This window comes from Pantoea sp. PNT03 (genome assembly GCF_014852515.1).
Classification (GTDB): Bacteria; Pseudomonadota; Gammaproteobacteria; order Enterobacterales; family Enterobacteriaceae; genus Pantoea; species Pantoea leporis.
Window position 1 is genome coordinate 192,691 of sequence record NZ_JACVBT010000004.1, and the last position, 11,265, is coordinate 203,955.

Genomic DNA, 11,265 nt, shown 5'->3' on the forward strand with positions numbered 1-11,265 from the left:
TTTTCGTCTCGACAACGATTAATCGTCGAGGAAGCTACGCAGTACTTCTGAGCGGCTTGGGTGACGCAGTTTACGCAGCGCCTTGGCTTCGATCTGACGAATACGTTCACGCGTTACATCAAACTGTTTGCCAACCTCTTCCAGCGTGTGGTCGGTGTTCATATCGATACCGAAACGCATACGCAAAACTTTCGCTTCGCGCGCGGTCAGGCCAGCCAACACGTCGTGGGTCGCTGAGCGCAGGCTTTCCGAGGTTGCGGAATCCAGCGGCAGCTCCAGCGTGGTGTCTTCGATAAAATCGCCCAGATGCGAATCTTCATCATCACCAATCGGCGTCTCCATAGAGATCGGCTCTTTAGCGATTTTCAGCACTTTGCGGATCTTATCTTCAGGCATCAGCATACGTTCAGCCAGCTCTTCCGGCGTCGGTTCGCGACCCATCTCCTGCAGCATCTGACGCGAAATACGGTTGAGTTTGTTGATGGTCTCAATCATATGCACCGGAATACGGATGGTGCGCGCCTGGTCAGCGATAGAGCGGGTGATAGCCTGACGGATCCACCATGTGGCGTAAGTTGAGAACTTATAACCACGACGATATTCAAACTTATCAACGGCTTTCATCAGACCGATGTTGCCTTCCTGAATCAAATCGAGGAACTGCAGACCACGGTTGGTGTATTTCTTGGCGATAGAGATAACCAGACGTAAGTTTGCTTCAACCATCTCTTTCTTCGCACGGCGCGCTTTCGCTTCGCCGATAGACATGCGACGGTTAATGTCCTTCACCTGCTCGATGGTCAAGCCGGTTTCTTCTTCGATCTGCTGCAGTTTGTATAGCGAACGATTCACATCATCTTCAACTTCCAGCAGCTTCTCAGACCATGGTTTGTTCATTGCCAGCGCGGCTTTGAACCAGCTTGGGTTGGTTTCGTTGCCGGTGAACAGCGTGATGAAGTTTTTCTTCGGCATCTTGCACAGTTCAATACACAGCTTCATGATCAGGCGCTCTTGTGTACGCACGCGCTCCATCATTTCACGCATATTGTTTACCAGGTAGTCGAACTGCTTCGGTACCAGGCGGAACTGCTTGAACACTTCAGAGAGATTCTGGATTTCGGCTACGGCGTCAGCATGGCTGCGACCTTTCGCTTTGATGACGGTACGCGTGGTTTCATACTGCGTACGCAGGTCGCCAAACTTCTCGCGAGCCAGTTCTGGATCGATAGAATTATCGTCGTCAGAGCTGTCGTCATCCTCTTCATCTTCTTCTTCATCGTCGTTACGATCCTCCTGAGATAACTCAGAACCCACGTGCGTGGCGGTCGGCGCGATATCTTCTTCCGCGTTAGGATCGATGAAGCCGATGATCAAGTCAGACAGGCGATAGTCGCCCGCTTCAACGCGATCATACTGATCGAGTAGATAGGTGATCGCTTCCGGATATTCGGCTACAGAGCATTGGACCTGGTTGATACCGTCTTCGATGCGCTTAGCGATGTCAATTTCGCCTTCGCGCGTCAGCAGTTCAACGGTACCCATTTCGCGCATGTACATGCGCACCGGGTCGGTGGTACGGCCAATTTCAGATTCAACACTGGATAAAACCTGAGCGGCGGCTTCTGCGGCATCTTCGTCAGTATCGGAGCTGTTTTCATTCAGTATCAGATCATCAGCATCAGGCGCTTCTTCAACAACCTGAATACCCATGTCATTAATCATCTGGATGATGTCTTCGATCTGATCGGAGTCGACGATATCTTCCGGCAGATGGTCATTGACCTCAGCATAGGTCAAATAGCCTTGCTCCTTACCACGGGTGACAAGTAGCTTAAGCTGTGACTGCGGGTTTTGCTCCATAAGACGGTATCCACACTTCTGTTAATTAGATTGGTGTCGGTCGGCGCGAGCCAACTATAACAGTGAAGGCGTTGTGTTTTTGCCGCTGCCTACATCGCGGCCAGGGCTGAAGCCCATCTATAATCGGCACTTAAGCCGCTTGTGTTCTTTCCGAGGCTAACTTACTTGCCATTTTCAGTGCTGGCAGTGCTCGCAATCCTCACGTACTTCAGTACGCTCCGGTTGCTGTGCGCTGGCAGCACTGAAACTGGCTGCGACGTTGACGCCTCTAAATTTGTGCTGTGTGTTTCCGGCTTCGCTTATCGCGTCTATCATCCCGGAAATCACTGAACCAGAATGCTGTTTTTAACGTACTTGCAGTTCTGATCCCGTTAAAATCTTATTTTTTCGCTAATGCCTGGCTTAAAGCCCAGAATTCACGGCGTTCGACGGCGCTTAGGCCTTCAGTTCGCTCGCGCGCGATCAGCGCTTCAAGGCGCTGTTCGAGTGCGGAATCGTAAATGCTCGCCAGTGAATCCTGGAACACTTCTTCCGCCTCTTCATCCACTATCATGTGGTTCCAGGTGGCCAGTGTTTCAAGGGGCTGGCTAAAATTTGTTCCGCGATATAACTCTAGTAGCTGTCCGGTGGTCAGGCCAGGATTCTCTGTACAACGGCTGACTAACTCCACAAATAGCGTTAAACCCGCCATTTTTGACTGCTCCAGTCCATCCAGTGTAGGCACGATGGAGGCAAATTGCGGATTCTGCACTAATAACGCGATCAATACGCGCATGGTGGTGCGCTTCAACGGTGGGGCAGTTGGCAGCACTCCGCTTTCTGCTAGCTTCGGCATCAGCTTGTCTAACTGGTTATCGTCAAGAATCCCGAGTTTATTACCCATGGTTTGACGCATATAAATGCGCAGCGTTTCACCGGGAATTTGACTAATCAGCGGTAACGCCAAGGTCGCCAGCTTGGTCTTGCCATCGCGTGTACTCAAATCCACTTGCGGCATCAGGCTGTCGAACAAAAATGTGGAGAGCGGTGTAGCCTGCTCCATCCGCGCTTCAAAGGCTGCTTTGCCCTCTTTGCGTACCAGCGTGTCCGGATCCTCGCCATCGGGCAAAAACATAAAGCGTAGCTGACGACCATCATTCATGTAAGGCAATGCGGTTTCGAGCGTACGCCATGCCGCTTCACGTCCGGCGCGATCGCCGTCGTAACAGCAAATCACGGTATCCGTTGAGCGGTAAAGCAGCTGAACGTGTTCAGCGGTGGTCGAAGTGCCCAACGAAGCTACGGCATAATCGATGCCAAACTGCGCCAGCGCCACCACGTCCATATAACCTTCGACAACCAGCAAACGCGTGGGTTGCGGATGATTTTTTTGCGCTTCATAAAGTCCGTATAACTGGCGGCCTTTATGGAAAATCGGTGTTTCCGGTGAGTTCAGATACTTCGGCGTATCGTTGCCCAGCACGCGGCCACCAAAACCAATCACGCGGCCACGCTTATCGCGAATAGGGAACATCACACGATCGCGGAAGCGATCGTAGGTGCGGCCTGAGTCATTACTGACCAACATGCCTGCTTCCATCAGCGATTCGCGATCGTCTTTCTGCTGCCCAAAGCGCTTCAGAGCATTATCCCAACCCGCAGGCGCATAGCCGATAGCGAAGTGATCGATCACTTCCTGACTAAGACCGCGCGTGGCGAGATAGTTCTGTGCAGATTGCGCTTGTGGATTACGCAGGCTCTGTTGATAGAAGCCGTTCAGGCCATCCAGCAACTGATAAAGACTTTGACGTTGATGGCGCTCCATCTGGCTAGGACCGTTGCCCGCTTCATACGGCACTTCTAAGCCATGAAGCGTGGCGAGCTCCTCAACACTCTCAACAAATTCCAGACGATCGTGATTCATCAGGAAGTCGATGGCGTTGCCTTTGGCGCCACAGCCGAAGCAGTAATAGAACTGCTTCTCACCGCTTACGGTGAAAGAGGGGGTTTTCTCGTTATGAAAAGGACAGCACGCGTGATAGTTCTTACCCTGCTTTTTCAGCTTAACGCGGGCATCGATAATATCCACGATGTCCGTGCGGGCAAGTAAGTCGTTGATAAATATGCGTGGAATTCGTCCAGCCATAAGCCCCGATTTTTCAGCTCATAAACGACAACAAGCCGCGCTTCCTTTCGGAAAGCACGGCCTTTTACTTGACTCTGTCTGCGTTTATCACGCGGCGGAAGCAAGCTTCCGCAAGAAATTAGTACAGACGAGTGCGGCGTGCGTTTTCGCGAGCCAGTTTCTTGGCATGACGCTTAACTGCAGATGCTTTAGCGCGCTTACGCTCAGTGGTAGGCTTCTCGTAGAACTCACGGCTACGAACTTCTGCCAAAACACCTGCTTTCTCGCATGAACGCTTAAAGCGACGCAGTGCTACGTCGAACGGCTCGTTTTCACGTACTTTAATTACCGGCATGTAACTCTTACCTCGATAAAATTCGGTTTTTGCTGCTGACTGCGGCGCCAGCACATTTCAAAATGGTGCAGCATTTTACTCCAGCCGCGGCCGACTTGTAAAGCACCATGTATAATTTAGAACCAACAGGGGCATATGCCATCGCGGCTGCCGGTTTTTTCAGGCCGTGGAGTATAGCGCACTCTTTGTGCGACAGAAAAACACTTTTTCAGGGGCAAAGTCTCTGGCGTGAGAATTGCCTGTGTTACACTGCGCGCCGCACGAAGAGGGTGATAAAAGCTATGCGAGTTCTGGGTATTGAAACGTCCTGCGATGAAACCGGCATCGCGATTTACGACGATGCGTCCGGTCTGCTGGCAAATCAACTATATAGCCAGGTGAAACTGCATGCCGATTACGGCGGCGTGGTGCCGGAACTGGCATCGCGTGACCACGTCCGTAAAACCGTGCCGCTGATTCAGGCGGCACTGAAAGAAGCGGGCCTTGAGCCACAACAGATTGACGGCGTCGCCTACACCGCCGGGCCCGGATTGGTGGGGGCGCTGCTGGTTGGCGCCACCATTGGCCGAGCGTTGGCATTCGCCTGGAATGTGCCGGCGGTGCCGGTGCATCATATGGAAGGGCATCTTCTGGCGCCGATGCTGGAAGAGAATCCGCCGGAATTCCCGTTTGTCGCGCTGCTGGTTTCCGGCGGGCATACGCAATTGATCAGCGTGACCGGCATTGGTGAATACACCTTATTGGGCGAATCGATTGACGATGCGGCTGGCGAAGCGTTCGATAAAACCGCCAAGCTGCTGGGGCTGGATTATCCCGGCGGACCGATGCTGTCGCGTATGGCGCAGCAAGGCACGCCAAACCGTTTCCGCTTCCCGCGGCCAATGACCGATCGTCCGGGGCTGGATTTCAGCTTCTCCGGCCTGAAAACCTTTGCGGCGAATACCATTCGCGAGCATCAGGGCGACGAGCAAGCTCGCGCGGATATTGCTCGCGCATTTGAAGATGCGGTGGTTGATACCTTAATGATTAAGTGCAAACGCGCGCTTGAGCAAACTGGCTTTAAACGTTTGGTGATTGCGGGTGGCGTCAGCGCCAACCGCACGTTGCGTGAGCGCATGGCCGAGATGATGCAAAAGCGTGGCGGCGAGGTGTTTTACGCACGCCCTGAGTTTTGCACCGATAACGGCGCGATGATTGCTTACGCGGGCATGGTGCGCCTCAAAGGCGGCACCAGCGGTGACCTCAGCGTCAGCGTGCGGCCGCGCTGGCCGCTGGCAGAATTGCCCGCCATCTAAAATAAAAAACCGGCCTTGCGCCGGTTTTTTTTATTTCTTTTTATTCCGTTTCCAGATCTTATTTTCCTGGCCGCGCCACAGGCGCTGGATGTTGTCGTGGTGCCGCAACAGAATCAGACACGAGAGCATCGAAACGGGGAAAGTGAATTGCGGTTTGAACCACCACACGTAAAAGGGTGCGATCAGCGCGCTGACAATCGCGCCAAGTGACGAATAGCCGCTTAGCAGCACCGTCAGCAGCCAGGTGCCGGTCATCAATCCCGTCAAATCCCAGCCAATCGGCGCAATCGCACCAAAGGCCGTCGCCACGCCTTTACCGCCGCGAAAACGAAAGAACACCGGATAGATGTGGCCCAGACAGGCGGCAATCGCCGTGAGGCCAAGATAGAGCGGGGCAACGTGCAGCAGATAAGCAATCCACACCGGCAGCATGCCTTTTGCCACGTCGAAAATCAGCACCGCCGCAGCGGCGGCTTTGCCACCAATGCGCAAAACGTTGGTCGCGCCAGGATTGCCTGAGCCTTGCGAGCGCGGATCGGGTAAACCAGCCAGTTTACAGACCAATATCGCACTGGAAATCGAGCCGCAAAGATACGCGAAAATAATCATACCAAGCGCGATAGCACTCATAGCGTCGTACCGTTCCTTTTGGGTCGTTTTGTTCTCGATAAGCGTGGATAATACGCATAATCCGCCGGAAGTGGTATCCGGCTTAGCCAAAAACAGAGACTGACATCATGGATATCGTATTTATCGAGCAGCTTACCGTGTTCACAACTATTGGCGTTTACGACTGGGAACAGGGCATGCAGCAGAAGCTGGTACTCGATGTCGAAATGGCGTGGGACAACCGTCACGCCGCCGCCAGCGACGATGTGAATGATTGTCTGAGCTACGCCGATGTCACGGAAGTGATCCTCAATCATCTGCAAGGCCAGCGTTTTGCCCTGGTCGAAAGGGTAGCAGAAGAAATCGCCGATCTGTTGATGAATCGTTTCAAAACCCCTGGAGTACGCATAAAGGTAGGCAAACCGGGCGCTGTAGCGCAGGCGGCCAGCGTTGGCGTACGTATTGAGCGCGGGACTATTCCGAAATAAATCTTCCGTGATTGCCATCACAATGAAACCAAACCAAATTATGGTGTGTCTCACTTGAGACCGTTGCGCTAACCAGCAGGAAGTGACCGAATTTCTTAAGGTTTCCTTCAGCGTGACGCAGGCATAATTTCAGGCGGTAGCCCTTTGCGACCGCCTTTTTACTGTTTAAAACGGATAGAGGAAATATTTTGATGGCAGACATTCACCAGCTTTGGGTAGCTGCAATCCTGGGGGTTGTAGAAGGCCTCACGGAATTCCTGCCGGTCTCTTCCACGGGCCACATGATTATTGTTGGCCATCTGTTGGGTTTTGAAGGCCAGACCGCTGAAACCTTCGAAGTGGTGATTCAGCTCGGTTCAATTCTGGCTGTGGTCGTGATGTTCTGGCGCCGCTTGTTTGGTTTGATCGGCATTCACTTCGGTGAGGTCAAACATGAAGGCGTGGGTACGGGCAAATTAACCCTGATTCATATTCTGTTGGGTATGGTGCCTGCGGTGGTGATTGGTTTGCTGCTGCACGACCAAATCAAAACGCTGTTTAACCCGATCAACGTGATGTATGCGCTGGTGGTCGGCGGTGTGCTGCTGCTGGTGGCGGAATACTTCAAGCCGAAGCAGCCGAAAGCGGTTGGCGTTGACGATATCACCTACCGTCAGGCATTTATGATTGGCTGCTTCCAGTGTCTGGCGCTGTGGCCGGGCTTCTCGCGCTCAGGTGCGACGATTTCTGGCGGTATGCTGATGGGCGTGAGCCGTTATGCGGCGTCAGAGTTCTCGTTCATTCTGGCGGTACCGATGATGATTGGCGCCACCGGACTGGATCTCTACAAGAGCCTCGGCTTCCTGACGATGCAGGATTTCCCAATGTTTGCCGTCGGGTTTGTAACGGCTTTCGTCGTGGCGCTGCTGGCGATCAAGGTGTTCCTTGAGCTGATCAAGCGTATCTCGTTCGTCTCTTTCGCTATCTACCGCTTCATTGTTGCGGCCGTGGTTTACGCCATCTTTATGTAAGTTGCCCCGCGCGGCTGGTTACACTGGCCGCGCGTTAATCAATTGCGCCTGCAGCACCGCCACACGCCGACGCGTCAACTCTTCCCGCACTTCCGCCCCTTTAAAACCTGCTGCCACCACATCTTTAGTTGGCACCGCTTGCGCCAGCGCAAACGCCTGACGCAAATAGTCGCCTTGCGGATAAGCCATGCTTTCCAGACCCGCACGCCCGCGCGCATCCGCTTCGCTGGTCAGCGCCATCTTCTCCACACGATCGGGCTTGCGCCAGGCATCAATTCGATCAAAAAGCGCGATTAACGCGTCAGCTGGCTGGCGTTCAATGGTGTGCACCACGTCATGGAATTCGGTCACCACTAACGCCAAATCACGCACCTGATTCGGCACGCGCAGGCGCTGGCACAGCGCTTCAACAATCGGCACGCCCGCGAGGCCATGACCATGATGGCTCGGCCATTTTTCTGCTGGCGTCAGCGCCTTACCGACATCGTGGAACAGCGTAGCGAAACGCACATCAAGCTGATCCGAGAGCGCAGCGGACATCGCCAGCGTCATCAGCGCATGGATGCCGGTATCAATCTCGGGATGCCATTTGATCGGGGCCGGAATGCCATAAAGATTATCGATTTCCGGGAACAGCACCTGCAGCGCGCCGCAATCACGTAATACCTGGAAATAGACCTGTGGATTGCGCGTCAGCAGCGCTTTTTCCGTCTCTTTCCACACCCGTTCTGCGGTGAGATGCGCCAGTTCGCCGCTGACCGCCATTTCGCGCATCAGCGCCTGGGTTTCATCAGCAATACGGAAATTCAGATGGGCAAAGCGGGCGGCGAAACGCGCCACGCGCAGTACACGCAGCGGATCTTCGTTAAAGGCGGTGGAAACATGGCGCAGCTGGCGTTTCGCCAGGTCGCGCTGACCGCCATACGGATCAATCAGCTCACCGCTGTCGCTTTGGGCGATGGCATTGATGGTGAGATCGCGGCGCTGCAAATCTTGCTCGAGCGTGACATCCGGCGCGAACTGCGTCACAAAGCCGGTGTAACCGTTGCCGCTTTTGCGTTCCGTACGCGCCAGCGCATACTCTTCACGGCTTCGCGGATGCAAAAAAACCGGAAAATCCCGGCCAACCTGCTGATAACCTTCCGCCAGCATCGCATCTGGCGTCGCGCCTACAACAACCCAATCTCTATCTTTTACCGGCAAACGCAGTAAGGCATCGCGCACTGCGCCACCGACCAGAAACGTCTTCACTCAACCACTCCAGAGGCAGATCAAAAATTGCGTGCTGAACACGCTTGTTACTTTATTGTTGCATACTTTGGCTAAATATCGGGCACGCCAAAAAGGGCATCTTACGATCCCCTTAAATAAAAGAACAAATCTGCGTGGCGCGTTAGTTCATCCAGCGATCGTTTTTCTTACGACGCGGTACCATATGCGGCAGCAACAGACCCAACAGCAGACCAACGCCCAGCACGCCGCCGCCATACATAAACCACTGCATGATGATGGTGCGCTGCTTGTCATCCAGTTGCACATTGGCGGCGCTGACTTTCTTCTGCGCGACAATCAGCTCATTTTTCAGCTTCTGATTCTCCGCTTTCAGGCCATCAATGGTGCCGTCGCTGTTGGCGACTTTGTTCTGCATCTCAGAAGTGCGCTGATTCCAGCTGTTGTCAATATTCGCTAGCTTGGCCGTCAGATCTTTAACCTGCTGCTCCAGTTGCGGTACGCGGGTACGCAGGCTAGGACTGGCGCTCAGTTGCGACAGTGGAATCCAGTTAGTTTTGCCTTCTGCATCACGAATCTGACCATATTGAGAGTCGTTATTGGTCTGCAGTAAGGTCACTTCCTCTCCGGCGTTCAGCTTACCGATCAGGCGATATTGATCGCCCGGACCGCTGCGCACCCAAGTGGATAATTCATCGGAGATGTAGCGTTTTTCGTCAGCAGCATGAGCAGGTGTGATGGCGCTGAAAGCCAGCAAAGAAAGGGCAGCAAGTGTGATTTTTTTCATTCGATGTCGTTTTTTCTTAATGGCGTAAAATTACCGGCACAGTCTGGAGACGCTTCTCAAAAATCTGAATGAGAACTATCCTGGTCTCAATCCGGTGCGAAAAGGGTCGTAAAAGCACAAGAAAGCGGAGACAGCGGGCTTCCGGTGCATTACTCTTCGCCAGATTAAACTCGTAAGTGCCAGCAGCGTATTGAATAAAAAATTATGACCATCGAAATCGAATTAAAGTTCATTGCTACACCGCAAGCCGCCGAAAAACTGGCGGAAAAGCTTGCCGCGTGGCCACATCAGCACTTCGCCGCGCGCGAGCTGACCAATATCTATTATGAAACCGACGACAACCAACTGCGTCGCTGGGACATGGGCCTGCGCATTCGTGGCGTTGATCAACGCTATGAAATGACGCTGAAAGCGGCCGGTAAAACCGTTGGCGGTCTGCATCAGCGTCCGGAATACAATGTTGATCTCACGGAGCCGCAGCTGGATATCGCGCGCCTGCCAGCCGAGATTTGGCCGCAGGGCACCGATATTGCTGCACTGCAATCGCGCCTACAGCCGCTGTTCAGCACTCATTTCCAGCGCGAAGCCTGGTTGGTGCAATTTGGCGACAGCGAAATTGAAGTGGCGTTTGACCGCGGCGAAGTCGCTGCCGGTGAATTCAGCGAACCGCTTTATGAAGTCGAGCTGGAGCTTAAAAGTGGTCAACGCGATGACATGCTGAAGTTCGCTGAAGCGCTGGTTACGATGGGCGGATTACGTCTCGGCAGCCTGAGCAAAGCCGCGCGCGGCTATCAGTTGGCGCAGGGTAACTTACCGCGCCCCATCCGTACGTTGCCATTGCAGAAAATCGCCGCGAAAGCGTCGGTTGAGCAGGGCATGATCAACGCAATGACTGCGGCACTGAATCATTGGCAATATCACGAAGAAGTGTGGCTGCGTGGTAATAAAGATGCCAAAGCAGCGGTAATTGATGCGCTGGAAACGCTGCGTCAGGCGTTCTCACTGTTTGGTGCGTTGGTGCCACGCAAAGCCAGCAGCGATCTGCGCCAGAAATTAACCCGTCAGGAAGAGTTGCTGGCCGATGATGAGAACAATGCTGAAGCTACCTGCTTTTCGTTAACTTCGGTTGAGGCTCAGTTAGCACTTACTCACTGGCTGGTCGGGTCGCAGTGGCAAAAATGGCTCGACGACAAGAGCAAAAGCAAGCTGCAGGGATCGTTCAAGCGCTTCAGCGATATTATGCTAAGTCGTATTGCCGCCGATCTCAGAGAAACATTCGTTGATGTACAACTGTTTAATGAGTTCCAGGATAAAGCGACGCGCCTGAATCGCCAGCTGTTGGCGGTGAACCTGCTGGCGGGTGCTTATCCGGCCGAAGAGGTGAATGTTTGGCTGGACGGTTGGCTGGAGTTACAGCATGCGATTCGAGAGAAGCAGGAACGTGGCTTAATGCATCTGGTTAACCTGGCCGTGCGCCCCGCACCTTTCTGGCTCAATAGCGGAATCAAACGCTAACGAAAAATCCAA

General features: G+C 53.5%; 10 protein-coding genes. 4 read left to right on the top strand and 6 right to left on the bottom strand.

What is annotated here, in order from left to right:
* Positions 1–18 precede the first annotated feature (18 nt).
* The 3 genes from rpoD to rpsU form a co-directional block, all read right to left on the bottom strand.
* Entirely contained in the window at positions 19–1,860 is a 1,842-nt protein-coding gene (rpoD, locus tag IB226_RS15505; RefSeq protein ID WP_064738465.1) for an RNA polymerase sigma factor RpoD, read from the bottom strand.
* 379 nt (positions 1,861–2,239) lie between these two features.
* A complete protein-coding gene (gene dnaG / locus IB226_RS15510) occupies positions 2,240–3,985 on the bottom strand; it encodes a DNA primase (RefSeq protein ID WP_192236263.1) in 1,746 nt (581 codons plus the stop codon).
* 118 nt (positions 3,986–4,103) lie between these two features.
* On the bottom strand, positions 4,104–4,319 hold the full coding sequence (gene rpsU, locus IB226_RS15515) for a 30S ribosomal protein S21 (protein ID WP_008103436.1): 216 nt from the start codon (positions 4,317–4,319) through the stop codon (positions 4,104–4,106).
* Positions 4,320–4,600: 281 nt separating this feature from the next.
* Between rpsU and tsaD the strand changes: the two genes are divergently transcribed.
* Complete coding sequence (gene tsaD / locus IB226_RS15520; protein WP_192236265.1) at positions 4,601–5,614, top strand: tRNA (adenosine(37)-N6)-threonylcarbamoyltransferase complex transferase subunit TsaD; 1,014 nt, start codon at positions 4,601–4,603, stop codon at positions 5,612–5,614.
* A gap of 30 nt (positions 5,615–5,644) precedes the next feature.
* On the opposite strand, the gene plsY is transcribed toward tsaD, so the two are convergent.
* Positions 5,645–6,244 carry a glycerol-3-phosphate 1-O-acyltransferase PlsY gene (plsY, locus tag IB226_RS15525; protein WP_101762983.1) on the bottom strand — a complete coding sequence of 200 codons (600 nt, stop codon included), beginning with the start codon at positions 6,242–6,244 and terminating at the stop codon, positions 5,645–5,647.
* Positions 6,245–6,351: 107 nt separating this feature from the next.
* On the opposite strand from plsY, the gene folB reads away from it, so the two are divergent.
* The gene (folB, locus tag IB226_RS15530) at positions 6,352–6,711 is read left to right on the top strand and encodes a bifunctional dihydroneopterin aldolase/7,8-dihydroneopterin epimerase (RefSeq protein ID WP_101762984.1); all 360 of its coding nucleotides are present in this window, start codon (positions 6,352–6,354) and stop codon (positions 6,709–6,711) included.
* 191 nt (positions 6,712–6,902) lie between these two features.
* The gene (gene bacA, locus IB226_RS15535) at positions 6,903–7,721 is read left to right on the top strand and encodes an undecaprenyl-diphosphate phosphatase (protein WP_101762986.1); all 819 of its coding nucleotides are present in this window, start codon (positions 6,903–6,905) and stop codon (positions 7,719–7,721) included.
* 18 nt (positions 7,722–7,739) lie between these two features.
* Here the strand turns inward: bacA and IB226_RS15540 are convergent, their stop codons facing one another.
* Positions 7,740–8,972 carry a multifunctional CCA addition/repair protein gene (locus IB226_RS15540; protein ID WP_101762987.1) on the bottom strand — a complete coding sequence of 411 codons (1,233 nt, stop codon included), beginning with the start codon at positions 8,970–8,972 and terminating at the stop codon, positions 7,740–7,742.
* 142 nt (positions 8,973–9,114) lie between these two features.
* Positions 9,115–9,738, bottom strand: a complete 624-nt coding sequence (locus tag IB226_RS15545; protein ID WP_101762988.1) for a TIGR04211 family SH3 domain-containing protein — start codon at positions 9,736–9,738, stop codon at positions 9,115–9,117.
* Positions 9,739–9,942: 204 nt separating this feature from the next.
* Here IB226_RS15545 and IB226_RS15550 point away from each other — a divergent pair, with 204 nt between their 5' ends.
* Complete coding sequence (locus IB226_RS15550) at positions 9,943–11,253, top strand: inorganic triphosphatase (RefSeq protein ID WP_192236267.1); 1,311 nt, start codon at positions 9,943–9,945, stop codon at positions 11,251–11,253.
* Positions 11,254–11,265 lie beyond the last annotated feature (12 nt).

Coding starts and splice junctions, on each gene's coding strand:
- folB (WP_101762984.1), top strand. CDS start 6,352: ATGGATATCGTATTTATCGAGCAGCTTACCGTGTTCACAACTATTGGC.
- tsaD (WP_192236265.1), top strand. CDS start 4,601: ATGCGAGTTCTGGGTATTGAAACGTCCTGCGATGAAACCGGCATCGCG.
- bacA (WP_101762986.1), top strand. CDS start 6,903: ATGGCAGACATTCACCAGCTTTGGGTAGCTGCAATCCTGGGGGTTGTA.
- rpoD (WP_064738465.1), bottom strand. CDS start 1,860: ATGGAGCAAAACCCGCAGTCACAGCTTAAGCTACTTGTCACCCGTGGT.
- dnaG (WP_192236263.1), bottom strand. CDS start 3,985: ATGGCTGGACGAATTCCACGCATATTTATCAACGACTTACTTGCCCGC.
- rpsU (WP_008103436.1), bottom strand. CDS start 4,319: ATGCCGGTAATTAAAGTACGTGAAAACGAGCCGTTCGACGTAGCACTG.
- plsY (WP_101762983.1), bottom strand. CDS start 6,244: ATGAGTGCTATCGCGCTTGGTATGATTATTTTCGCGTATCTTTGCGGC.
- IB226_RS15545 (WP_101762988.1), bottom strand. CDS start 9,738: ATGAAAAAAATCACACTTGCTGCCCTTTCTTTGCTGGCTTTCAGCGCC.
- IB226_RS15550 (WP_192236267.1), top strand. CDS start 9,943: ATGACCATCGAAATCGAATTAAAGTTCATTGCTACACCGCAAGCCGCC.